This is a genomic window from Streptomyces manipurensis (assembly GCF_049570255.1).
Taxonomy (GTDB): Bacteria; Actinomycetota; Actinomycetes; order Streptomycetales; family Streptomycetaceae; genus Streptomyces; species Streptomyces manipurensis.
Genome location: NZ_CP186950.1, coordinates 4,499,688 through 4,521,432, shown reverse-complemented (window position 1 = coordinate 4,521,432; position 21,745 = coordinate 4,499,688). Strand labels below are relative to the sequence as shown.

The following is a 21,745-nucleotide window of genomic DNA, read 5'->3' as shown; positions in this document are numbered from 1 at the left end:
GGGTGGGCTGTCCCGGGGGTGGTTGCCGCGAAATGGCCGGTCAGCGACGCCATCCAGCTCATCGGGATGTACTTTCACCTGCGTGTCTGCCAAGAAGACCGCCCTGACGGTCCTTTCCGCCGCGCTGCTGCTCCCCGCCGTCCTCGGGGCTCCGGCACACGCCGCGCCGTCCCCGCCGGCCGACGGGAAGGGGCAGCCCGCCAAGGCCCCCGCGGCGCCCGCGCCGCCCGTGTCGATGTCCACCATCGGCGGGTCGCGGCTCGGCCAGCCCGGCACCCAGGTGAACCTGCTGCCCGGCGCGCCCGCCCTGCCCACGAACCTCAGCGGCCGGTCGTGGATCGTGGCGGACGCCGAGTCGGGCGAGGTCCTGGCGGCGCACAACGCCCACTGGCGGCTGCCGCCCGCCTCCACCATGAAGATGCTCTTCGCGGACACCCTGCTGCCGAGCCTGCCCAAGGAGCAGATCCACAAGGTCACCGACCAGGACATGGAGGGCGTGGGCCCGGGCAGCAGCCTGGTCGGGGTCAAGGAGGACCACGAGTACTCCGTCCACGACCTGTGGCTGGGGGTGTTCCTGCGGTCGGGGAACGACGCCGTGCACGTGCTTTCGGCCATGAACGGCGGCGTGGAGAAGACCGTCAGGGACATGCAGGCGCATGCCGAGGAGCTCCAGGCCCTGGACACCCACGTCGTCTCCCCGGACGGCTACGACGCCCCGGACCAGGTGTCCAGCGCGTACGACCTCACGCTCATCGCCCGTTCCGGACTGCAGAAGCAGGACTTCCGGGAGTACTGCGGCACGGCGAGCGCGAAGTTCCCCGGCCTCCAGGAGCCGGGCAAGCCGCGGGACTACTTCGAGATCTCGAACACCAACCGGCTGATGACGGGCGCGGCCGGGCTCTCCCCCTACAAGGGGATCGCCGGCGTGAAGAACGGCAACACGACCATGGCCGGCTCCACCTTCACCGGCGCCGCGCAGCAGGGCTCGAAGAAGCTGCTGGTCACCGTGATGAACCCGGACACGGCGGGTGTGAACTCGGTCTACGAGGAGACCGCCGCGCTCTTCGACTGGGGCTTCTCGGCGGCCGGCAAGGTCAAGCCCGTCGGTGAGCTGGTGCCCCCGAAGAGCGCGGACACCTCCTCGCTGGGCTCGCCCGCCCAGTCGCACGAGAACAACGCCTCCGCCGCCGGAGCCGGGGCGGGCGGCGGGTTCGGCACCGCCCTGGGCGTCGCCGGCGGCGCCCTGGCCGTCCTGGCCGGCGGTGCCTTCGTGGTCAACCGGCGCTGGCCGCGCGGCCGCCGCAGCCGGGGCGAGGACCTGGTCTAGCCCGCGTCCGCCGGGCGGTCGGCGATCCGGGGTGACGGGGCCGGGGACGGGGGTTCCCCGGCCCCGTTCCCGTCGCTCCCGTGGTCCCCGTCGTGCGCGTCGCCCGCGTCGCCCCTGTCGTCCCCGTCGTCGCGGGTGGCCGTCCAGGACGAGACGAACAGCAGCAGCTTCGCCATGAAGTTGATCCAGAGCAGCAGGGCGATCGGCACGCCGAAGGCCCCGTACATGCTCTTCGTGGCGACCCCCTGCATATAGCCGCTGAGCAGTAGCTTCAGCAGTTCGAAGCCTGCGGCGCCGATCAGGGCCGCCTGGATGAGGCGGCCGCGCGGCGGCTCGACGCCGGGCAGCAGCGTCAGCACGTAGAGCAGCAGCAGGAACGCGGCGACGACCCCCACGAGGAAAGCCAGGGAGCGCAGCAGCACCCCGCCGGCCCCGTCGCGGGCGATGCCGAGCCAGTCGGCGGACCGGCCCACCGCGCTGGCCCCGAGGATCGACGCGGCGGCGGAGGCCAGGCCCACCCCACCGAGGCCGAGCAGGACGAGGGTGTCCTTGCCCTTGCGGACGATCGGGTTCCCGTCGTCCTCGTCGTCCTTCTCCCAGACGGCGCGCAGGCAGTCCCGCATGGATCCCACCCAGCCGATGCCGGTGAAGAGCAGGACGGCGCCGGCGATGAGCCCGACCGTGGCGGCGTTGTCGACGAGCCCTTCGATGTTCAGCTGGTCGGAGATGCCGGGCACCTGCTCGGCGAGGTTCTTCTCCAGCCTGTCGAGCTGCTCGGGGCTGAGCAGGGCCGCGCCGACGGCCGCGGCCACGGTGATCAGCGGGAAGAGGGCGAGGAAGCTGATGAAGGTGATCGCGGCGGCGAGCCGGGTCCAGTGGACGCGGTCGAGGCGTTCGTAGGAGCGCCACGCGTGCGTCCGCATCAGACGGGCCGCCAGTGGCCCGATCACCGGGAGTTTCGTCAGCCAGTCCATGGAGTCACCGTAAATGAGCCGCCGGAAATAGCCGGGATTGCCACTTTCAGGGACTACGGTCCTCCATTGTGACTTTTCGCCCTGTGCCCCCGAAGGGACACCCGTTCCACGCCCTGGTCCTGCGGAGGCTGAGGTTCCGCGCCCGGCGCACCGCCCGGCTGACGCTGCGCCCGCTCCGTCAGGAGGGGCGTGCGCTCGCCGATCCGGCCGCCTGGTCGACGGGCGAGCCGGGCTGTGCCGGCACCCCGGTCACGCCGGTGCCGAAGGGGTACTCGCGCAGCTTGCGCCAGACCCCGTCCGAGCCCTGCTCGTAGAGGGCGAAGCCGTCGCAGACCCACTCGGCGGCGTAGCCGGACAGGGTCGAGAACGCCAGGTCCATCGCCTCCTCGGAGATCCCGTGGGCGACGGTGACGTGGGGGTGGTACGGGAAGGCCAGCTCGCGGTTGATCGGCCCCTGCGGGTCGCGGACCTCGCCCTGGAGGCGGGTACAGCCCTCGGCCCCCTCGACGATCCGGACGAACACGACCGGCGAGAGGGGACGGAAGGTGCCCGTCCCTTCGAGCCGCATCGGGAAGGCTCGGAAGGCCTCCGCCACCGCGGCCAGGTGGGCCCGGATCCCCGGGAGCCGCTCGGCCTCGACCTCGGTGGGCGGGACGAGGGTGACGTGCGTGGGGATGCCGTGCGCGGCAGTGTCCCCGAAGCCCGCGCGCAGCTCCTGGAGTCGGCTGCCGTACGGCTCCGGGACCGCGATCGAAACGCCGAGCGTTACGGTCCCCACGTGTGTCTCCTCCGCTAGTCCCTGTGGACCCTTGCCGCCCCAGTGTGCGGCCAGGACCCCTGTTCGTGCCAGAGCCGTCTGTCCGTAGTTGCGTTCGTCAGTGCTTGGCGGGCAGCAGACCCAGCCGGTCGTAGGCCTGGGCCAGGGTCTCGGCGGCGACCGCGCGGGCCTTCTCCGCGCCCTTGGCCAGGAGGGAGTCCAGCGTCTCCGGGTCGTCCAGGTACTCCTGGGTGCGCTGCTTGAACGGTGTGACGAAATCGACCATCACACCGGCCAGGTCGGTCTTCAGCGCGCCGTAGCCCTTGCCCTCGTACTTCTCCTCCAGGGCGGTGATCGACTCGCCCGTGAGGGTGGAGTAGATCGTGAGCAGGTTGCTGACGCCGGGCTTCTTCTCGGTGTCGAAGCGGATCTCGGCCTCGGTGTCGGTGACCGCGCTCTTGATCTTCTTCTCGGTGACCTTGGGCTCGTCGAGGAGGTTGATCAGGCCCTTGGGGGACGACGCGGACTTCGACATCTTGATCGCCGGGTCCTGGAGGTCGTAGATCTTCGCGACCTCCTTGACGATGTGCGCGGCGGGCAGGGTGAAGGTCTGGCCGAACCGGCCGTTGAAGCGCTCCGCGAGGTCGCGGGTCAGCTCGATGTGCTGGCGCTGGTCCTCGCCGACGGGGACGGCGTCGGCCTGGTAGAGCAGGATGTCGGCGACCTGGAGGATCGGGTAGGTGAACAGGCCGACGCTGGCGCTGTTGACCCCGCCCTTCGCGGACTTGTCCTTGAACTGGGTCATCCGGCTGGCCTCGCCGAAGCCGGTGATGCAGTTCATCACCCAGCCGAGCTGCGCGTGCTCGGGCACGTGGCTCTGGACGAAGAGCGTGCACCGCTCGGGGTCCAGGCCGGCCGCCAGCAGCTGGGCGGCGGAGAGGCGGGTGTTCGCGCGCAGGTCCTTCGGGTCCTGGGGCACGGTGATCGCGTGCAGGTCGACGACCATGTAGAACGCGTCGTGCGTCTCCTGCAGGGCCACGTACTGGCGGATGGCTCCGAGGTAGTTCCCGAGGTGGAACGAACCGGAGGTGGGCTGGATGCCGGAGAGCGCGCGAGGACGATCAGAAGCCATGGCCTCATTGTCTCAGGTACGGAAGCAGGCTCGGGCACCCCGGCGGGGCCGCACGTCCAGCCCCGCCGGCGTCTGAGGCGCGGGCGTGCGGGGGCAGCGCCCCCGGCACGGCGCCGCAGGTTCACGACAGCGGAAGCCCGGGGGCCGGGAAGGCGGCCATGAGGTCGGTGACCTCGGCGCGGATCACCCCGAGGGCCTGCTCGTCCCCCTTCGCGGCGGCGTCCACCGCGCGCGCGATCCAGTCCGCCACCAGCGGCATGTGCTCCGCGGTCAGCCCCCGCGAGGTCAGCGACGGCGTGCCGATCCGGATCCCCGAGGGGTCGAACGGCTTGCGCGGGTCGAACGGCACGGTGTTGTGGTTCACGACGATCCCGGCCCGGTCCAGGGCCTTGGCCGCCACCTTGCCCGGCACGTCCTTGCCGGTCAGGTCGATCAGGATCAGGTGGTTGTCCGTACCGCCCGAGACCAGGTCGAAGCCCCGCTCCAGCAGAACCGCGGCCAGCGCCTTCGCGTTGGCGACGACGGCGTGCGCGTACCGGACGAAGGACGGCTGCGCCGCCTCGTGCAGGGCCACCGCGATGCCCGCCGTCGTCTGGTTGTGCGGGCCGCCCTGGAGCCCGGGGAAGACCGCCTTGTCGATCGCCTTCGCGTGCTCCTCGCGGCACATCAGCATCGCGCCGCGCGGACCGCGCAGGGTCTTGTGCGTGGTGGTGGAGACGACGTCCACGTGCCCCGCCGGGGAGGGGTGCGCGCCGCCCGCGATCAGGCCGGCGATGTGGGCGACGTCCGCGACGAGCACCGCGCCCGCCTCCTGGGCGATCGAGGCGAAGGCGGCGAAGTCGATCGTGCGCGGCAGGGCGGTGCCGCCGCAGAAGATCAGCCTGGGCCGTTCGGCGAGGGCCTGCTCGCGCACCGCGTCGTAGTCGATCAGCCCGGTGTCGGCCCGTACGCCGTACTGCACGCCGCGGAACCACGAGCCGGTCGCCGAGACGCCCCAGCCGTGCGTCAGGTGGCCGCCCATCGGCAGGGCCATGCCCATCACGGTGTCGCCGGGCTGCGCGAAGGCCAGGTAAACGGCCAGGTTCGCCGGGGACCCGGAGTACGGCTGCACGTTGGCGTGGTCCACGCCGAACAGGCCCTTGGCCCGCTCGACCGCGAGGGCCTCGATCCGGTCGATGTTCTGCTGGCCCTCGTAGTAGCGGCGGCCGGGGTAGCCCTCGCTGTACTTGTTCTGCAGCACGGTGCCGGAGGCTTCGAGCACGGCCGCGGACACGTAGTTCTCGCTGGGGATCAGGCGCAGGGTCTGCGCCTGGAGCACTTCTTCGGCCGCGACGAAGGACGCCAGTTCGGGGTCGGTCGCGGACAGGGCGGGATGGCGGCTCGCGTTCATGCGGGCTCCTCCGGGGTCGATGTGATCGGTACCCCGCGAGGCCCAGGCGAGCGGCCCTGTGTGCGGTCGAACGCGCACGACTCCCCCGGAGTCGGTTCTCCGTGCGCCAGTCGCCGTGCGTACCGAACACCTTAGCGGGCGCGCCGCGGTGGAGGTTTCTGCGTCCGGGATCCGAGCGACGATAAGAAGGTGACGCCACCCTCGTCACCGCTTCAACGGCCAGACGGACGATCGGAGACCCCGTGTCGACAACAGCTGACGCCATCCGCTCCGCCGACGCGCACAGCGCGCACACCTACCACCCGCTGCCCGTCGTGGTCGCGTCCGCCGAAGGCGCGTGGATGACCGACGTCGAGGGCCGCAGATACCTCGACATGCTCGCCGGGTACTCGGCGCTCAACTTCGGGCACGGCAACCGGCGGCTGATCGACGCCGCGCGGGCCCAGCTGGAGCGGGTCACCCTCACCTCCCGGGCCTTCTACCACGACCGGTTCGCCGACTTCTGCGCCGAACTCGCCGCGCTGTGCGGCAAGGAGATGGTGCTGCCGATGAACACGGGCGCGGAGGCGGTGGAGACGGCCGTGAAGACCGCCCGCAAGTGGGGCTACGAGGTCAAGGGCGTCCCGGACGGGCACGCCAAGATCGTGGTGGCCGCCGACAACTTCCACGGCCGGACCACGACCATCGTGTCCTTCTCCACCGACCACGACGCCCGCGACCACTTCGGCCCGTACACGCCGGGCTTCGAGATCGTCCCGTACGGGGACCTCACCGCGCTCTCCCACGCCGTCACCGAGAACACCGTGGCCGTGCTGCTGGAGCCGATCCAGGGCGAGGCGGGGGTGCTGGTGCCGCCCGCCGGGTACCTCGCCGGCGTCCGGGAGCTGACCCGCGAGCGCAGCGTCCTCTTCATCGCCGACGAGATCCAGTCGGGCCTCGGGCGCACCGGCGCCACCTTCGCCTGCGAGCACGAGGGCGTCGTCCCGGACATGTACGTCCTCGGCAAGGCGCTCGGCGGCGGGGTCGTCCCGGTCTCCGCCGTCGTCGCCGACCGCGACGTGCTCGGCGTGTTCCGGCCCGGCGAGCACGGCTCCACCTTCGGGGGGAACCCGCTCGCCTGCGCCGTCGCCCTGGAGGTCATCGCCATGCTGCGGACCGGCGAGTTCCAGCAGCGGGCCGCCGAGCTGGGCGACCACCTCCACCAGGAGCTGGGCCTGCTGGTCGGCGGGGGCGCCGTGACCGCCGTACGGGGGCGCGGCCTGTGGGCGGGCGTCGACATCGACCCGTCCCACGGCACCGGCCGGGAGATCTCCGAGAAGCTGATGGAGCGGGGCGTGCTCGTCAAGGACACCCACGGCTCCACCATCCGGCTCGCCCCGCCGCTGGTCATCGGCAAGGAGGACCTGGACTGGGGGCTGGACCAGCTCCGGGCGGTGCTGTCGGCCTGAGGACCGGAGGCCGCCGCCCGGAAGCCCGGGGCCGGGTGTCCCGGGCCCGGGCCGCGGGACTCAGAGGATGACGTGGGGCAGGAAGCGGGCGTACTCGTCCGTGACCGGCCCCGCCGATTCGCGGATGCCGAGCCCGGCCGCCTCGTCCTCGACCACCCACGCGCCGAGGACCACCCGGTTGCCGTCGAAGTCGGGCAGCGGGGCCAGGCCCTGGAAGCAGTACCGCTCCCCCGGCTGCGCCTCGAACGGCTCGGTGTCCTCACCCGCCGGGTGCAGGGTGACCCCCGCGCCCTCGCGGCCGAGGAGCGGCTTGGCCACGTAGCCGGCCGACTCGGGACCGGCCAGTTCGCGCGGGCCGTCGAGGTAGGCGGGCAGCAGGTTCGGGTGCTCGGGGAAGAGCTCCCAGAGGATCGCGAGCAGCGCCTTGTTCGAGAGCAGCATCTTCCACAGGGGCTCGATCCAGCAGGTGGTGCCGGAGCCGCCGCCGTGGTCGTAGGTGCCGAGGACCTGCGGGCCGAAGATGTCCGTGGCCAGCCACTCCCACGGGTAGAGCTTGAAGCAGCTGCGGATGAAGCGGAGCTTCTCGTCCACGAACCGGCCGGAGAGGCTGTCCCAGCCGATCTGCTCGACGGACAGCGCCTGGGTGTCCAGGCCGGCCTGCTCGGCGGTCTCCTGGAGGTAGGCGACCGTCATCAGGTCCTCGCCGAGCTCGTCGGTCTCGGAGTGGGCGAAGTGCAGCGGTCCGGGCGGCAGCAGCTCCGCCTGGCGGCGCCAGGCGTCCACGAGGCGCTCGTGGAGGGAGTTCCACTGGTCGGCGCCGGGGAAGCGTTCCTCCATCCAGAACCACTGCGGGCTGGCCGCCTCCACGAGGGAGGTGGGGGTGTCCGCGTTGTACTCCAGCATCTTGGCCGGGCCGGTGCCGTCGTAGCGCAGGTCGAAGCGGCCGTAGAGGGAGGGCTGTTCCGCCCGCCGGTGCCAGGACCGCGCGATCAGCGCGGCCAGCTCCGGATCGGTGATGCCGAGGTCGGCGAAGCGGTCGTGCTCGACGATGTGCGCGGCGGCGGCCAGGCACATCGCGTGCAGTTCCTCGACGACGTTCTCCAGCGCCTCCACCTCGGGCAGGGTGAAGGAGTAGTAGGCGCTCTCGTCCCAGTAGGGGCGCAGCGTGTCGTCCGGGTACCGGGTGAGGGGGTAGATCAGCCCCTGCTCCTCGACCGTCTTCTGCCAGCCGGGCCGCGGCTCGATGGTGTGGCGCTGCATGGTCGGGTCAGCCGCCGCTGGAGCCGGAGCCGGAGTGGCCGCCGATGCCGCCGCGGGTGACGGCGGACTTGTCGAAGCTGCCGCCCGTGACCTTGCCGGCGCTCACGTGGCCGCCGTAGTAGTAGGAGCCGGTGCCGCCGCTCTTGCACTCCTTGTTGTTCAGGTGCTGCAGCGTGGAGCGGGACGCACAGCGCCGGTCCGGTTCGTCGCTGCTGCCGCAGGCCACGAGGGTGGCCGCGAGCAGGCCCATCCCTCCGAGGGCGACGGCGCCGGAGCGCATGCGGCGCTGGTTGGTGCTGCTGCTGTCCATGTCTGCTGCTCCCCCTGGGGCCTCGCGTACTGCCGACAGAGTAGAGCGGGCATACCGGCCGATGGAATCCGGCCGCCGTGAGATCCGTGACCTAGAGTCAGTTCGTGCTGATTGGGATGATTTGCGCGCTCGGTGCGGCGGTGTGCTTCGGCACGGCGTCCGTCCTCCAGGCGGTCGCGACGCGGTCCGTGGAGCCGGGCAGCGGGTCCGGGGTGGACGCCGCGCTGCTGCTGCGGGCCGCGCGGCAGTGGCGCTACGTGCTGGGCCTCGGCCTGGACGCCGCCGGATTCGTGCTGCAGATCGTCGCGCTGCGGCACGTGCCGATCTACGTGGTCGGCGCGGCGCTGGCGGCCAGTCTGGCCGTGACGGCGGTGGTCGCCTCGCGGCTGATGGCGGTGCGGCTGTCGCGGGCGGAGTGGACCGCGGTGGGCGTGGTGTGCGCGGGACTGCTGATGCTGGGGCTCGCCGCCGGGAGGGAGGGCACCGGGACGGGCTCGCTCGCGCTGGAGCTGGGCCTGCTGGGAGTGGCGGCCCTGGTGCTGCTGGTCGGGGCGGTCGCGGGCGGGCTGCCGGACGGGCCGCGCGCGCTGGTCCTCGGCCTCGGGTCGGGCACGGGCTTCGGCGTGGTGGAGGTCTCCGTGCGGCTCGTCGACTCGCTGTGGGACGTCACGAACCCCGCCCTGTACGCGCTCCTGCTGGGCGGGGCGGCCGGCTTCCTGCTCCTCACCTCGGCGCTGGCCCGCGGCTCGGTGACGGTGGCGACGGCCGGCCTGGTGCTCGGGGAGACGGTCGGCCCCGCGGTGGTGGGCGTGGTCTGGCTCGGCGACCGCACCCGGGAGGGCCTGACCTGGCTGGCGGTGACGGGCTTCGCGGTGGCGGTGGCCGGCTCCCTGGCCCTGTCCCGCTTCGGCGAACCGGAGGCTCCACCGGCCCCGGCTCCACCCGCGGCGCCGCCCCCGCCGTGATGCCCGCACCCGGCGGACGGGCCCGGGGCGCCGGCACGGCGCCGCCGGGTCAGGGCAGCGCGGCGGCGAGCGCCGCGAGCGTCGGCGACCAGGCGCTGTCCGACGGGGTCCCGTAGCCGACGACCAGCGCGTCCCGCGGGGCGAGCTCGGCCTGCGGGTGCCGGAAGGCGGAGAGGCCGTGCACCGCGAGGTCCTGCCACGCGGCCGACTGCACCACGGACCGCTCCGTGCCCGCCGGCAGGTCCAGCACCGCGTGCAGGCCCGCCGCGATCCCGGAGACCGCCACCCGGTCCCCCACCGCCGCCACCAGCTCGTCGCGCCGCCGCCGGTAGCGCAGCCGCATCCCGCGCACGTGCCGGTCGTACGCCCCCGACGTGATGAACGCCGCCAGCGTGAGCTGCTCCAGCGCGCTGGACGTCCAGTCCGTGGCCCCCTTGACCGCCAGGACCTCGTCCACCATGCCCGGCGGGACCACCATCCATCCGATCCGCAGGCCGGGGGCGAGGGACTTGCTGGCCGTGCCGAGGTACACCACCCGCTCCGGGTCCAGGCCCTGGAGGGCGCCCACCGCCTGCCGGTCGTAGCGGAACTCCCCGTCGTAGTCGTCCTCCAGGACCAGCCCGCCGGTGGACCGCGCCCAGTCGACGACGGCCGCCCGGCGGGCCGGGGCCAGTGCCGCACCCGTCGGGAACTGGTGCGCCGGGGTCAGCAGCACCGCCCCCGGGCCGGCCGTCAGCTCCCCGGTACGGGCCCCCTCGCCGTCCACCCCCAACGGCCGGGTCCGCAGCCCCGCCCGCGTCAGCAGGTCCCGGTGGAAGTGCAGCCCGTACCCCTCGACGGCCACCTCCCGGACCTTCCGCGCCCGCAGCACCCCCGCCAGCAGGGTGAGCCCGTGCAGGAACCCGGCACACAGCACGATCCGCCCGGGGTCGGCGTACACCCCGCGCGCCCGCGTCAGGTATCCGGCGAGCGCCTCCCGCAGCTCGATCCGGCCGCGCGCCTCCTCCGCGTACCCGAAGGCGTCGTTCGGCGCGTCGGTCAGCGCCCGCCGGGCGGCCGACAGCCAGGCCGCGCGCGGGAAGGCGCCCAGGTCCGGGGAGCCGGGCACCAGGCTGTACGCCGGCCCCCTGCGCACGGGACGCCGTACGGGCGCGGGCGCCCCGGGCCGGCGCGGCCGGGCCCGTTCGGCCACCCGGGTCCCCGAGCCCTGGCGGGCCGTCAGCCAGCCCTCGGCGACGAGCTCGGCGTAGGCCTCGGCGACCGTGTTCCGGGCGACGCCCAGGTCCGCCGCGAGGCTCCGGGAGGACGGCAGCCGCGTCCCGGGCGCGAGCCGCCCGCTGCGCGCGGCCTCCCGCAGCGCCTCCGTGAGGCCGGCCCGCAGGCCCCGCCCGGCCGTCAGGTCCAGATGCAGGTCGGCGCCGAAAGTGGCCCACGAATCCGTCATGGATATGGACCATACCGGTGGGCCGCCTCCCGCCTACGGTGGATCGCATGACGAACGAAGCGAACACCGAGGGCACCCGCTACGGACACGAGCACACCCCCCGCATGCAGTGGGCCAAGGCCGCGCCGGAGCTCTACAAGGCCGTCCTGGCCCTGGAGATGACCGCGAAGAAGGGCCTGGACCCGGCCCTGGTCGAGCTCGTGAAGCTGCGCGCCTCGCAGATCAACCACTGCGCCTTCTGCATCGACATGCACACCAAGGACGCCATCGCCGCGGGCGAGAGCGTCGAACGGCTCGTCCTGCTGCCCGCGTGGGAGGAGGCGCGGCACTTCTACACGGAGAGGGAACTCGCCGCGATCGAGCTGACCGAGGCGGTCACCGTCCTGACGGACGGCTTCGTGCCGGACGAGGTCTACGAGCGGGCGGCGCAGCAGTTCGAGGAGCGCGAACTGGCCCAGCTGATCGGCGTCATCGCGACGATCAACGTGTGGAACCGCTTCGGGGTCGGCACCCGCATGGTGCCCGGCCACTACAAGGCCGGCATGTACGACAAGTAGCCGCGCACCGGAACGCGCAGAGCCCCGGCGCCTGGTGGCGCCGGGGCTCTGCGGTGGGACCCGCCGGCCGCCCCGGTCCGGTCGGCCGGGGCGGCGGGTGGTCAGATCAGGCCGAGCTCGCGGACCGCGTCGCGCTCCTCCGACAGCTCCTGGACGGAGGCGTCGATGCGGGAGCGGGAGAACTCGTTGACGTCCAGGCCCTGGACGATCTCGTACGTGCCGTCCTTGCAGGTGACGGGGAAGGAGGAGATCAGACCGGCCGGCACGCCGTAGGAGCCGTCCGACGGGATGCCCATCGAGGTCCAGTCGCCCTCGGCGGTGCCGTTGACCCAGGTGTGCACGTGGTCGATGGCGGCGTTGGCGGCCGAGGCGGCCGAGGAGGCCCCACGGGCGTCGATGATCGCGGCGCCGCGCTTGGCGACGGTCGGGATGAAGGTGTCGGCGAGCCACGCCTGGTCGTTCACGACCTCGGCGGCGTTCTTGCCGGCGATCTCCGCGTGGAAGATGTCCGGGTACTGGGTCGCCGAGTGGTTGCCCCAGATCGTCAGGCGCTTGATGTCGGAGACGGGGGCGCCGGTCTTGGCGGCCAGCTGCGAGATCGCGCGGTTGTGGTCCAGGCGGGTCATCGCGGTGAAGCGCTCGGCCGGGACGTCCGGGGCGGCGGCCTGCGCGATGAGCGCGTTGGTGTTGGCCGGGTTGCCCACGACGAGGACCTTGATGTCGTCGGCGGCGTGCGCGTTGATGGCCTGGCCCTGCGGCTTGAAGATGCCGCCGTTGGCGGCGAGCAGGTCACCGCGCTCCATGCCCTTGGTGCGCGGGCGGGCGCCCACGAGCAGCGCGACGTTCGCACCGTCGAAGCCCTGGTTCGGGTCGTCGAAGATGTCGATGCCGGCGAGCAGCGGGAAGGCGCAGTCGTCGAGCTCCATGGCGGTGCCCTCGGCGGCCTTCATGCCCTGGGGGATCTCCAGGAGCCGGAGCTTGACCGGCACGTCCGCGCCGAGGAGGTGGCCGGACGCGATGCGGAAGAGCAGCGCGTAGCCGATCTGGCCGGCGGCGCCGGTGACGGTGACATTCACGGGAGTGCGGGTCATGGCCTTCTCCGTTAGACAGCTGGCGGTGGGGCGTCCCTGCCCCATGTGCTGGAGGACGCCGCTCCCCTGTGAATCTTGACGTGAAGAGACATCCGCGGTCAGGCTATCCGACCCGGGAGCGCCCCAACCCCCGGGTCCCTGTGGTGCACGGCACACGGAGCACGCCGTTCGAAGGCGGGGCCGCGCCGCGGACCTTCATTCGACCAGGAAGACCTGCCCGGTCCGGTGGCCCTCGATCGACTTCACGTAGGCGTGCGCCGCGCGGCGCACCGGCACGGCGTCGTGTCCCGCGAAGGTGTCCCCGTACGCGCCGAGGGACTCCTCGAAGACGGTGGGGCTGACGGCGTTGATCCGCTGGCGGCCGGGCAGTTCGAGGGCCGCGGCCCGCACGAAGGACTCGACGGCGCCGTTCGCCAGCGCGGCCACCGAGCCGGTGCGCAACGGCTCGCGGGCCAGGATGCCGGTGACCAGGGTGTACGAGGCGTGGGCGGGCAGCCGGGCGGCGCCCTGGCGGACCAGTTCGATCTGGCTGACGACCTTGCCCTCGAGGCCCGCCCGGACGTCCTCGGTGGTCAGTTCGGCCAGGGGGCGCCAGGGCACGCTGCCGGCCGCGCAGGCGACGGCATCCACGGGGCCGTGGCGGTCGGCGAGCTGCTCGTAGAGGGAGCGGACGGACGCGGGGTCGGTGATGTCGACGTGGAGGTCGGCGCCCGTGCGGGAGGCGGTGACGACCTGGTGTCCGCGCTCGTCCAGGAGCGCGTGGACCGCTCGGCCGAGGGTTCCACCGGCTCCGACCAGGAGGATCTTCTGCGACTCGTTCATGCCGTCGAGCATCCGCCCCGGGGCACGCTGAAGTCCAGCTACCTCTTCTACAGCGTTCTTTAAGATGAACTCATGCTTGATGTGAAGCGCCTGGTGATCCTGCGGGACCTCGCGGAGCACGGCCGGGTCACCGCCGTCGCCGACCTGCACGGAGTGACCCCCTCCGCCGTCTCCCAGCAGCTGCGCGCCCTGGAGGGCGAGGCGGGGGCGAGCCTCGTCGAACGGGAGGGACGCGGGCTGCGGCTCACCCCGGCCGGCACGGCCCTGGCGGCGGCCTGCGAACCGGTCCTGGCCGCCCTGGAACGCGCCGAGGGCGCGGTACGGGCCCTCGACGCCGGCCTCGGCGGGGACTTGGCCGTCGGCTGCGCCCCCAGCGCCCTGGCCACGGTGGCCGCGCCGCTCGTCGCCGAGCTGGCCGTCCGCCACCCCCGGCTGCGGCCGCGCATCGTGCAGGCCGACCCGGAGGACGCGGTGCCGCTGCTGCGCGGACGCCGCCTGGACCTGGCGGTGACGTACACCTACCCGCTGCTCGGCGCCCCGCCCGCGCCCGGGACCACGGCCGTGCCGCTCTTCGACGACCCGCTGTGCCTGGCCCTGCCGCGGGAGCTGCTCCCCACGTACGAACGCAGCGGGCTCGCGGCGCTGCGGGACGCCGACTGGGTGTCCGCCCCGGCCCCGGGCAGCTGCCGCGAGATGCTCCTGCACGCCTGCCGGAACGCCGGGTTCACCCCGCGCATCGCGCACGAGTGCGCGGACCTGCGCGCCGGGCTCTGGCTGGTCGGCACGGGCCGGGCCGTTTCGATCCTGCCGAAGCTGATGTGCGACGCCCCGCCGCCCGGCGCCGTAGTACGGGAACTGCCGGGCCCGGGGCGGACCCTGCACGCACTGGTGCGGACGGGCACCGAGACCCGTCCGGCCGTCGCGGCCGCGCTGGCGGTGCTCAGCGCACGGTGAAGCGGACCGCGCCCTCCACGAAGGGCAGGTCCAGCCACGGCTTCGGGGCCATCACCAGCGCCAGCAGCGTGATCGCCACACCCAGCAGCCCGTACGTGATCATGTCCGTGAAGCGGGAGCGCACCGCGAGCATCCCCACCGAGGGCAGCACCCGCCGCAGCACCGACGCGGCGATCAGGGCCACGCCGATCACCAGGCACCCGATCTTCGCCTGCCCCAGGGCCGTGATCAGCAGGCCCACCGCGGTCGCGGCGAGCACGCTGAGCATCGGCCACTGGCGGGCGGGCGTGGACACCGCGCCGGGGACGGCCCGGCCGCTGCCCTCCGGGCGGGCCGTGTCACGGGTGACGGACGGGAAGCGGCGGGACTTGGCGGCCGCGCTCCCGTTGACGTGCTCCGCGCCCGGGCCGCCGACGTGCTCCGCGCCCGGTTCAGCCCGCACTGCCGGCCCGTTCCGCCGCCTCGACGACGTTGACGAGCAGCTGGGCGCGGGTCATCGGACCGACGCCGCCCGGGTTAGGGGAGATCCAGCGGGCCACCGCGGCGACGCCGGGGTGCACGTCGCCGACGATCTTGCCGTTCTCGTCGCGGCTGACGCCGACGTCGAGGACGGCCGCGCCGGGCTTCACGTCCTCGGGCTTGACCAGGTGCGGCACACCGGCCGCCGCGACGACGATGTCCGCCTGGCGCAGCAGCCCGGACAGGTCCCGGGTGCCGGTGTGGCACAGGGTCACGGTGGCGTTCTCGGACTTGCGGGTCAGCAGCAGGCCGATGGAGCGGCCGACGGTGATGCCGCGGCCGAGGACGACGACGTGCGCGCCGGCGATCTCGACGTCGTGGTGGCGCAGCAGTTCGACGATCCCGTACGGGGTGCAGGGCAGCGGACCCGGCTCGTTGAGGACCAGCCGGCCCAGCGACATGGGGTGCAGGCCGTCGGCGTCCTTCAGCGGATCCATCAGCTCCAGGACCCGGTTGGTGTCGATGCCCTTGGGGAGCGGGAGTTGCACGATGTAGCCGGTGCAGTCCGGGTTGTCGTTCAGTTCCCGCACGACCTGCTCGATGTCCTCCTGGGAGGCCGTCGCGGGGAGTTCGCGCTGGATGGAGGCGATGCCGACCTCGGCGCAGTCCTTGTGCTTGCCGTTGACGTACCAGCGGCTGCCCGGGTCGTCGCCGACCAGCAGGGTGCCGAGGCCGGGGGTGATGCCCCGCGCCTTCAGGGCCGCCACGCGGGCGGTCAGTTCGGACTTGATCGCGGCGGCGGTGGCCTTGCCATCGAGAATCTGGGCGGTCATGCCCCCATCCTCCCGGATGAGGCGGCCCCTGTTCCAGTCACGGTGTTCGCGGGTGCACGGTGTTCATTGCACTTGCACAACAAGTCACACCCCGTGGCGCAACCCGCTGGACAAGCCCGTGCGGATCGGACCACGATGAATCGACTGAGTGCCGCGGGCAGTGCCGGGGGGCGGACCGCACCGTGAAGGATCCTCCGTGCTCATGCCGTGCGTCCCCGCACTTCCACGGAGGAACACCCCAAGATGAGCTTCGGCGACCCGCACAATCCGTACGGACAGCAGCCGTCCCAGCCCCCGCAGGGCCAGCCCGGCTACGGCTACCCGCAGCAGGCCCCGCCCGGCGTCCCGCCGCAGGGCGGCTACGCCTACCCGCAGCAGACCCCGATGGGCTACCCGGGCGCGCCGGGCGGCTACCCGGGAGGCTTCGCGGAGGTGCCGGGCGGCGCCAAGGCCGCCCGCGTCATCCTGTGGATCCTCGGCATCCTGCAGCTGCTGGGCGGCCTGTTCTTCATCATCGGCGGCGCCCTGTTCGCCGCGGCGCTCTCGGACTCCTCCAGCTCCTCCGCGAACGAGGCGGGGGCCCTCGCCGGCACGGCGGGCGTGGTCATCGGCGTCATCGTCATCGGCCTGTCCCTGTGGCCCATCCTGACCGCGGCCAAGATGGGCAAGGGCCGCGGCGGGGTCCGCGTCTCCGGCATCATCTACGGATCCGTCCAGACCCTGTTCGCCGTCCTCGGCATCCTGGTCAACCTGGTGGCGCTGGGCGCCGACGAGCACTCCGCGGCCGGCGTCACCGCCATCAGCATCGTGCCGTCGCTGATCTCCCTCGCGCTCGGTCTCACGATCGTCATCGGCCTGGCGAAGGCCGGCGCCTACTTCAACCGCCCGCGGTACTGAGCGGAGCGCACCACCCGGCCGCCGAAGCCGGCGTACACGGCGAGGGCCGCGACCCGCAGTGCGGGTCGCGGCCCTCGCCGTGTACGGACCGGTTCAGTGGAAGAAGTGGCGGGTGCCGGTGAAGTACATGGTCACGCCGGCCTTCTGCGCGGCCTCGACCACCTGCTCGTCACGGACCGAACCGCCCGGCTGGACCACGGCCTTGATGCCCGCGGCCGTCAGGATCTCCAGCCCGTCCGGGAAGGGGAAGAAGGCGTCGGACGCGGCGTACGCGCCCTGCGCGCGCTCGGCACCGGCCCGCTCGACGGCGAGCTTCGCGGAGTCGACGCGGTTGACCTGGCCCATGCCGACGCCGACCGAGGCGCCGTCCTTGGCGAGCAGGATCGCGTTGGACTTGACGGCCCGGCAGGCCCGCCACGCGAAGGCCAGCTCGGCGAGGTCCGCCGGGGACAGGGCCTCGCCGGTGGCGAGGGTCCAGTGGGCCGGGTCGTCGCCCTGCGCCTGGAAGACGTCGGACTGCTGGAGCAGCACGCCGCCGGAGATCGGCTTCAGGTCGCCGGGCTGGGCCGGGGAACCGTCCACCTTCAGGACGCGGATGTTCTTCTTCTTCGCGAGGATCTCGACCGCGCCGTCCTCGTAGCCGGGTGCGGCGATGACCTCGGTGAAGATCTCCGCGACCTGCTCGGCCAGCTCGACGGTCACCGGGCGGTTGACGGCGATGACCCCGCCGAACGCCGACAGCGGGTCGCAGGCGTGCGCCTTGCGGTGCGCGGCGGCGACGTCCGCGCCGACGGCGATGCCGCACGGGTTGGCGTGCTTGATGATCGCGACGCACGGCTCGTCGTGGTCGTACGCGGCACGGCGCGCGGCCTCGGTGTCCACGTAGTTGTTGAAGGACATCTCCTTGCCGTGCAGCTGCTCGGCGTTGGCGAGCCCGCCCGGCATGCCGTCCGTGTAGAGCGCGGCGGCCTGGTGGGGGTTCTCGCCGTAGCGCAGGGTCGACTTGCGCTCCCAGGCGCCGGCGAGGAACTCGGGCAGCGCGCCCTCGGTGTTCTCCGGGTCCTCCGGCGCGTACGCGTTCGTGAACCAGGAGGCCACGGCCACGTCGTAGGCGGCGGTGTGCTGGAAGGCCTCGGCCGCCAGCCGCTTGCGGGCGGTGAGGTCGAAGCCGCCGCCCTGGGCCGCCGCGATGACGTCGGCGTAGCGGGCGGGGCTGGTGACGACGGCCACCGACGGGTGGTTCTTGGCGGCGGCGCGGACCATCGAGGGGCCGCCGATGTCGATCTGCTCGACGCACTCGTCCGGGGTGGCGCCCGACTGGACGGTCGCCAGGAAGGGGTAGAGGTTGACGACCACGAGGTCGAACGGCTCCACTCCCAGCTCGGCGAGCTGGTTGCGGTGGTCCTCCAGGCGCAGGTCGGCGAGGATGCCGGCGTGCACGCGCGGGTGCAGGGTCTTGACCCGGCCGTCCAGACACTCGGGGAAGCCGGTCAGCTCCTCGACCTTGGTGACGGGCACCCCGGCGGCGGCGATCTTCGAGGCGGTGGAGCCGGTGGAGACCAGCGCGACACCTGCCTCGTGCAGGCCGCGGGCCAGCTCTTCCAGTCCCGTCTTGTCGTAGACGCTGATGAGCGCACGCCGGATCGGCCGCTGGTTCGTGGTCGGGTCGTTGCTCGCTGCGGTGTCTGCGGCGGTCACTGGATTGTTACCTTTCGTCCCTCAATGCGGTAGCCGTGCCGGGCCAGGCGCCCCACGACATCGACGAGCAGCTGTCGCTCGACTTCCTTGATGCGCTCATGGAGAGCGGCTTCGTCGTCCTCGTCCCGGACCTCGACCACACCCTGGGCGATGATCGGACCCGTGTCCACGCCGCTGTCCACGAAGTGGACCGTGCAGCCGGTGACCTTCGCGCCGTAGGCGAGCGCGTCGCGCACGCCGTGCGCGCCGGGGAAGGAGGGGAGGAGGGCGGGATGGGTGTTGACGAACCGGCCGCCGAAGCGGTCGATGAACGCCTTGCCCACGATCTTCATGAACCCGGCCGACACGACGAGGTCGGGCGCATGCGCCGCCGTCGCCTCCGTGAGGGCCGCGTCCCACTCCGCCCGGTCGGCGAAGTCCTTCACCGAGCAGACGAAGGTGGGGATCCCCGCCTTCTCCGCCCGCTCCAGGCCGGCGATGTCCGTCCGGTCCGCCCCCACCGCGACGACTTCGGCACCGAAGCCCTCCGGTCCGCCGGGGTGGGCGTCGATGGCGTCGAGCAGGGCCTGGAGGTTGGTGCCGGAACCAGAGACCAGCACGACCAGGCGGGAGGCGGCCATGGGAGGCCCTTTCTCACGGAATTGCGGCGTTCGTCTTTGTGTGGTCATACGAAACTTCGGGGTACCGATATACGGGGAACCATACGAAGCCACCGACCGCCTGCAACGATACCGGCACACCGGGCGGCCCCCGAGGGACGGGGGGACGGGCGGGCGGTAGCGTCGGGCCCACAAGGCTCAAACTGGCCCACCTCGCCACGATGTCCTCGCGACGTCCATGACACAGGGGATGAAACACACCCGATGCCGGACCGCCGTCAGCCCGACTCCCCCACCGACGACAACCCCTTCGCGGCGCCGCCGGAAGGCCGGCCCGACCAGCCGTGGGAGCCGCGCAGCGGTACCGGCGGCGGGAACGGCGACGGCGACGGCCCGAAGGACTCGGACGACCGGCGGGGACCGGCACGCTGGGACCCCACGGACCCGATCCAGCGCCGCGCCCGCTACGCGCTGCTGGCGGGCATGTGGGGCTTCTTCTTCGGGATCTTCGGGGTCCCGTCGGTCGGACTCCTGCTGGGCGCGCTCGCCCTGTACTGGGGCATCAGCGCGCTGCGCGGCAAGCCGGCGTCGACCACCGACCCGGAGGCCCCGACGGGCCTCCAGGCCCTCGGCCCGGCGGCCCGCCCCCAGCGCACGGCGGCCATCAGCGGGCTGGTCACAGCCTCGCTGGCGATCCTGCTGGCGATGGCCTCGTACGGGGTGCAGCTCGCGTACAAGGACTTCTACGTCTGCCGCGACGACGCCCTGACGAACGCTGCGGAACTCCAGTGCAACACGCTCCTGCCGGACAACGTCCTGGGCGACGTCATGAAGGTCCGCTGACCCACCCCAGCCCCACCGCCGCACCCCCCAGCCCCGCCGGCGCTTGAGGCGCGGGGCCCGGGGCGGCGCCCCGCTCATTCAGCCGCGCCGACACGTTCGAGGCCCGGGACACCGAGCGGCGCCCCACACCCCAGCCCCGCCGGCGTTTGAGGCGCGGGGGTGCGGGGGCGGCGCCCCCGGAGGCCGGGCCGCAGCCGGCCCTCAGACCGGGGGCCGCCGCCGCGCCAGCACCCTGGCCCCGAGCACCGGCGGAGCCAGCCCCGCACCGTCGGGCCGCACCACACCCGCGTCCGGCGGCGCCGGCGCCACCGGAGTCCCGCCCGCCCCCGGAACACCCCGCACCGGCAGCGCCCCCAGCTCCGCCCCGAGCCCCGCCACCACGGTCACCGCCCGGTGCGCCCGCACACCCGGCCCAGCCGGCGCAACGGCCGACGAACCGGCCGCCGGCCCGGCCGGCTCCACCACCGGCGGCCCGAGCACCGGCTCCGCCGCCATGTCCGGCACCAGCGCGCCCGCGACCTTCCGCATCGCCTCCCAGCGGATCTCCCGGACCCCGCTGTCGTGCCACCGGTCGGTGACCACCCCGCCCAGGTCCGGGGCGGCGGCCGGCCCGCCGGCCGGCCGGTTGCGCCAGGCGTGCACCCCCACGGCCACCGGCACGGCGAGCGCCAGCGTCCACGCGAGGGCCGCCGTGCCCACCGCCCACCACACCGGCCCCACCTCGGCCAGCCGCTGCGATCCCAGCGACCCCGCCGACGCGGCCGCCAGCCCGGCCATCGCCAGTGCGCACACCACCGCGCCGAGGGCGGCGGTGAGCGCCGTCTCCCCGTACGAGACCTCACGCGCCCGGCGTACGGCGAACCAGCCCACGGCCAGTCCCGCCACCACCGGCACCGCGGCCGACGCCCAGGTCAGCGGCGTGCCGGGGCCCGCGGGGGGCAGCGCCTCCAGCAGCGGGAACCTGGGCAGCGCGGACACCCCGGTGAACCCCATCGGCGTGGCCGTCGCCTCGGCGCCGAGGGCGAAACCGGGCCCGAGGGCGTAGGAGGCGGCCCAGACCATGGCGTTCGGAATGAGGGTCACGGCGAGCAGCAGGACCGCGAACCGGCCCGACCACACCCCGGTCAGTGACAGGAAGGAGCCCTGGACCTGTGCGCCGTGCCAGGCGAGCGAGGCTCCGACGAGCAGCGCTCCGCCGCCCAGGAGCACCATGGCTCCGCCCGCGCCCGCCCGGAGCGCAAGCGCGTACCGGGGGCGCGCGAAGGCTCTCCGTACGCCCTCCGGGAGGCGGTCCGGCAAGGGCCCGAGCGGGCGGCCCTTCGCGCTCCACACCCCTCCGGCGGCGGCCGCCACCGCGACCAGCGGGACGTGCCAGGCGGCGCTGATCGGGTCGGCCGGCATGGGGCCACCGGCCGCGTAGACCGTGGCGAGGGCCCCGACGCCGAGGTACCCGCAGAGCACGGCCGAGAACACCGCCGCCGCGGGCAGCACCTCCTCGTCGTCCTCCTCCGAGGCGACCCCGAGCCGGGCGGCGCGCCGCATCAGCAGGACGGGCAGCGCGACGAGCAGCAGGGGGGTCACCCCGACGGGTGCCGGGACGCCGGAGAGGGTCTCGTAGCGCACCAGTTCCGTCCCGTGGGCGAGCAGCCACAGCCCGGCGGCCAGGTGCAGGGCCCCGCCGGGGCCGCTGTCGGGATAGGGGGAGCTGATCCACAGCACGATGACGAGCACGGCGAGGAAGCCGAGCCCGAGTCCTGCCGCCACGGCGCCGCCCACCACGCACGCGGCGGCGGCCGGGGAGCGGCGGCGCACGCCGGCTCGCGGGGCCGTCCGCAACGGGGTCCCGCGTTCGGTCACTTGGGTCACCCCGCCATGGTGCCAACGACACGCGCTATGGGCGGGTAACAGGCGAATGCCCGTGGTGTCGCCCAATATACGTTTATGTACTTTATTGCCCAGTGCTGCCGGAACGCGGGGAGCGTGGC

General features: G+C 73.3%; 21 protein-coding genes and 1 riboswitch. Of the genes, 7 read left to right on the top strand and 14 right to left on the bottom strand.

Translation table 11 applies throughout. From position 1 onward, the window contains the following. Window positions 1-82 precede the first annotated feature (82 nt). Complete coding sequence (locus ACPU2J_RS21035; RefSeq protein WP_361590891.1) at window positions 83-1,327, top strand: D-alanyl-D-alanine carboxypeptidase family protein; 1,245 nt, start codon at window positions 83-85, stop codon at window positions 1,325-1,327. Here the strand turns inward: ACPU2J_RS21035 and ACPU2J_RS21030 are convergent. The 4 genes from ACPU2J_RS21030 to glyA form a co-directional block, all read right to left on the bottom strand. Then, on the bottom strand, window positions 1,324-2,301 hold the full coding sequence (locus tag ACPU2J_RS21030; RefSeq protein ID WP_423833810.1) for a YihY/virulence factor BrkB family protein: 978 nt from the start codon (window positions 2,299-2,301) through the stop codon (window positions 1,324-1,326). The genes ACPU2J_RS21035 and ACPU2J_RS21030 overlap by 4 nt on opposite strands. Window positions 2,302-2,479: 178 nt before the next feature. After that, complete coding sequence (locus tag ACPU2J_RS21025) at window positions 2,480-3,079, bottom strand: 2'-5' RNA ligase family protein (protein WP_399310135.1); 600 nt, start codon at window positions 3,077-3,079, stop codon at window positions 2,480-2,482. A gap of 97 nt (window positions 3,080-3,176) precedes the next feature. Then, the gene (gene trpS, locus ACPU2J_RS21020) at window positions 3,177-4,190 is read right to left on the bottom strand and encodes a tryptophan--tRNA ligase (RefSeq protein WP_361590897.1); all 1,014 of its coding nucleotides are present in this window, start codon (window positions 4,188-4,190) and stop codon (window positions 3,177-3,179) included. 121 nt (window positions 4,191-4,311) lie between these two features. After that, window positions 4,312-5,580, bottom strand: a complete 1,269-nt coding sequence (glyA, locus tag ACPU2J_RS21015) for a serine hydroxymethyltransferase (RefSeq protein ID WP_423833809.1) — start codon at window positions 5,578-5,580, stop codon at window positions 4,312-4,314. A 33-nt stretch (window positions 5,581-5,613) separates the two neighbouring features. Then, window positions 5,614-5,704: riboswitch (ZMP/ZTP riboswitch) on the bottom strand. A 118-nt stretch (window positions 5,705-5,822) separates the two neighbouring features. On the opposite strand from glyA, the gene rocD reads away from it, so the two are divergent. Further along, entirely contained in the window at window positions 5,823-7,028 is a 1,206-nt protein-coding gene (gene rocD, locus ACPU2J_RS21010) for an ornithine--oxo-acid transaminase (RefSeq protein WP_399815031.1), read from the top strand. Between the two features lie 60 nt (window positions 7,029-7,088). On the opposite strand, the gene ACPU2J_RS21005 is transcribed toward rocD, so the two are convergent. Next, on the bottom strand, window positions 7,089-8,288 hold the full coding sequence (locus ACPU2J_RS21005; RefSeq protein ID WP_365069966.1) for a glutathionylspermidine synthase family protein: 1,200 nt from the start codon (window positions 8,286-8,288) through the stop codon (window positions 7,089-7,091). Between the two features lie 7 nt (window positions 8,289-8,295). Further along, a complete protein-coding gene (locus ACPU2J_RS21000) occupies window positions 8,296-8,598 on the bottom strand; it encodes a hypothetical protein (RefSeq protein ID WP_365069968.1) in 303 nt (100 codons plus the stop codon). Between the two features lie 116 nt (window positions 8,599-8,714). Between ACPU2J_RS21000 and ACPU2J_RS20995 the strand changes: the two genes are divergently transcribed. Next, window positions 8,715-9,563, top strand: coding sequence for a hypothetical protein (locus tag ACPU2J_RS20995; RefSeq protein WP_420082374.1), 849 nt, complete (start codon window positions 8,715-8,717; stop codon window positions 9,561-9,563). A 49-nt stretch (window positions 9,564-9,612) separates the two neighbouring features. On the opposite strand, the gene ACPU2J_RS20990 is transcribed toward ACPU2J_RS20995, so the two are convergent. After that, the gene (locus ACPU2J_RS20990; RefSeq protein WP_389069216.1) at window positions 9,613-11,007 is read right to left on the bottom strand and encodes a PLP-dependent aminotransferase family protein; all 1,395 of its coding nucleotides are present in this window, start codon (window positions 11,005-11,007) and stop codon (window positions 9,613-9,615) included. 47 nt (window positions 11,008-11,054) lie between these two features. Between ACPU2J_RS20990 and ACPU2J_RS20985 the strand changes: the two genes are divergently transcribed. Beyond that, entirely contained in the window at window positions 11,055-11,564 is a 510-nt protein-coding gene (locus tag ACPU2J_RS20985) for a carboxymuconolactone decarboxylase family protein (protein ID WP_361590909.1), read from the top strand. Between the two features lie 101 nt (window positions 11,565-11,665). Here ACPU2J_RS20985 and ACPU2J_RS20980 read toward each other — a convergent pair whose 3' ends face one another. Further along, window positions 11,666-12,655 carry a malate dehydrogenase gene (locus ACPU2J_RS20980; RefSeq protein ID WP_399815022.1) on the bottom strand — a complete coding sequence of 330 codons (990 nt, stop codon included), beginning with the start codon at window positions 12,653-12,655 and terminating at the stop codon, window positions 11,666-11,668. Window positions 12,656-12,850: 195 nt separating this feature from the next. Further along, a complete protein-coding gene (locus ACPU2J_RS20975; RefSeq protein WP_423833808.1) occupies window positions 12,851-13,477 on the bottom strand; it encodes a short chain dehydrogenase in 627 nt (208 codons plus the stop codon). A gap of 72 nt (window positions 13,478-13,549) precedes the next feature. Here ACPU2J_RS20975 and ACPU2J_RS20970 point away from each other — a divergent pair, with 72 nt between their 5' ends. Continuing rightward, window positions 13,550-14,431 carry a LysR family transcriptional regulator gene (locus tag ACPU2J_RS20970; RefSeq protein WP_423833807.1) on the top strand — a complete coding sequence of 294 codons (882 nt, stop codon included), beginning with the start codon at window positions 13,550-13,552 and terminating at the stop codon, window positions 14,429-14,431. On the opposite strand, the gene ACPU2J_RS20965 is transcribed toward ACPU2J_RS20970, so the two are convergent. Beyond that, window positions 14,418-14,873, bottom strand: coding sequence for a DUF3017 domain-containing protein (locus ACPU2J_RS20965; protein WP_420079843.1), 456 nt, complete (start codon window positions 14,871-14,873; stop codon window positions 14,418-14,420). The two genes, ACPU2J_RS20970 and ACPU2J_RS20965, sit on opposite strands and share 14 nt — an antisense overlap. Further along, entirely contained in the window at window positions 14,863-15,723 is an 861-nt protein-coding gene (locus ACPU2J_RS20960) for a bifunctional methylenetetrahydrofolate dehydrogenase/methenyltetrahydrofolate cyclohydrolase (protein WP_389069222.1), read from the bottom strand. Before ACPU2J_RS20960 ends, ACPU2J_RS20965 begins: the two co-directional genes overlap by 11 nt. A 243-nt stretch (window positions 15,724-15,966) precedes the next feature. On the opposite strand from ACPU2J_RS20960, the gene ACPU2J_RS20955 reads away from it, so the two are divergent. Next, window positions 15,967-16,620: a hypothetical protein gene (locus tag ACPU2J_RS20955; RefSeq protein WP_423833806.1), complete on the top strand. Its 654-nt coding sequence runs from the start codon at window positions 15,967-15,969 to the stop codon at window positions 16,618-16,620. Between the two features lie 93 nt (window positions 16,621-16,713). Here ACPU2J_RS20955 and purH read toward each other — a convergent pair whose 3' ends face one another. Continuing rightward, window positions 16,714-18,318 carry a bifunctional phosphoribosylaminoimidazolecarboxamide formyltransferase/IMP cyclohydrolase gene (purH, locus tag ACPU2J_RS20950; RefSeq protein ID WP_401167827.1) on the bottom strand — a complete coding sequence of 535 codons (1,605 nt, stop codon included), beginning with the start codon at window positions 18,316-18,318 and terminating at the stop codon, window positions 16,714-16,716. Further along, window positions 18,315-18,938: a phosphoribosylglycinamide formyltransferase gene (purN, locus tag ACPU2J_RS20945; RefSeq protein WP_361590923.1), complete on the bottom strand. Its 624-nt coding sequence runs from the start codon at window positions 18,936-18,938 to the stop codon at window positions 18,315-18,317. Before purN ends, purH begins: the two co-directional genes overlap by 4 nt. Before the next feature lie 243 nt (window positions 18,939-19,181). Between purN and ACPU2J_RS20940 the strand changes: the two genes are divergently transcribed. Beyond that, entirely contained in the window at window positions 19,182-19,760 is a 579-nt protein-coding gene (locus tag ACPU2J_RS20940; RefSeq protein ID WP_420079846.1) for a hypothetical protein, read from the top strand. 201 nt (window positions 19,761-19,961) lie between these two features. Here the strand turns inward: ACPU2J_RS20940 and ACPU2J_RS20935 are convergent, their stop codons facing one another. Further along, complete coding sequence (locus ACPU2J_RS20935; RefSeq protein ID WP_420079847.1) at window positions 19,962-21,626, bottom strand: DUF6350 family protein; 1,665 nt, start codon at window positions 21,624-21,626, stop codon at window positions 19,962-19,964. Window positions 21,627-21,745: the final 119 nt, after the last annotated feature.

Bases quoted from the DNA above. Each gene is read 5' to 3' on its own strand.
- glyA (WP_423833809.1), bottom strand. From the start codon at position 5,580: ATGAACGCGAGCCGCCATCCCGCCCTGTCCGCGACCGACCCCGAACTG.
- ACPU2J_RS21030 (WP_423833810.1), bottom strand. From the start codon at position 2,301: ATGGACTGGCTGACGAAACTCCCGGTGATCGGGCCACTGGCGGCCCGT.
- purN (WP_361590923.1), bottom strand. From the start codon at position 18,938: ATGGCCGCCTCCCGCCTGGTCGTGCTGGTCTCTGGTTCCGGCACCAAC.
- ACPU2J_RS20980 (WP_399815022.1), bottom strand. From the start codon at position 12,655: ATGACCCGCACTCCCGTGAATGTCACCGTCACCGGCGCCGCCGGCCAG.
- ACPU2J_RS20990 (WP_389069216.1), bottom strand. From the start codon at position 11,007: ATGACGGATTCGTGGGCCACTTTCGGCGCCGACCTGCATCTGGACCTG.
- ACPU2J_RS20985 (WP_361590909.1), top strand. From the start codon at position 11,055: ATGACGAACGAAGCGAACACCGAGGGCACCCGCTACGGACACGAGCAC.
- trpS (WP_361590897.1), bottom strand. From the start codon at position 4,190: ATGGCTTCTGATCGTCCTCGCGCGCTCTCCGGCATCCAGCCCACCTCC.
- ACPU2J_RS21005 (WP_365069966.1), bottom strand. From the start codon at position 8,288: ATGCAGCGCCACACCATCGAGCCGCGGCCCGGCTGGCAGAAGACGGTC.
- ACPU2J_RS20955 (WP_423833806.1), top strand. From the start codon at position 15,967: ATGAGCTTCGGCGACCCGCACAATCCGTACGGACAGCAGCCGTCCCAG.
- ACPU2J_RS21000 (WP_365069968.1), bottom strand. From the start codon at position 8,598: ATGGACAGCAGCAGCACCAACCAGCGCCGCATGCGCTCCGGCGCCGTC.
- ACPU2J_RS20970 (WP_423833807.1), top strand. From the start codon at position 13,550: ATGCTTGATGTGAAGCGCCTGGTGATCCTGCGGGACCTCGCGGAGCAC.
- ACPU2J_RS20940 (WP_420079846.1), top strand. From the start codon at position 19,182: ATGCCGGACCGCCGTCAGCCCGACTCCCCCACCGACGACAACCCCTTC.
- ACPU2J_RS20995 (WP_420082374.1), top strand. From the start codon at position 8,715: ATGATTTGCGCGCTCGGTGCGGCGGTGTGCTTCGGCACGGCGTCCGTC.
- ACPU2J_RS20960 (WP_389069222.1), bottom strand. From the start codon at position 15,723: ATGACCGCCCAGATTCTCGATGGCAAGGCCACCGCCGCCGCGATCAAG.
- ACPU2J_RS20975 (WP_423833808.1), bottom strand. From the start codon at position 13,477: ATGAACGAGTCGCAGAAGATCCTCCTGGTCGGAGCCGGTGGAACCCTC.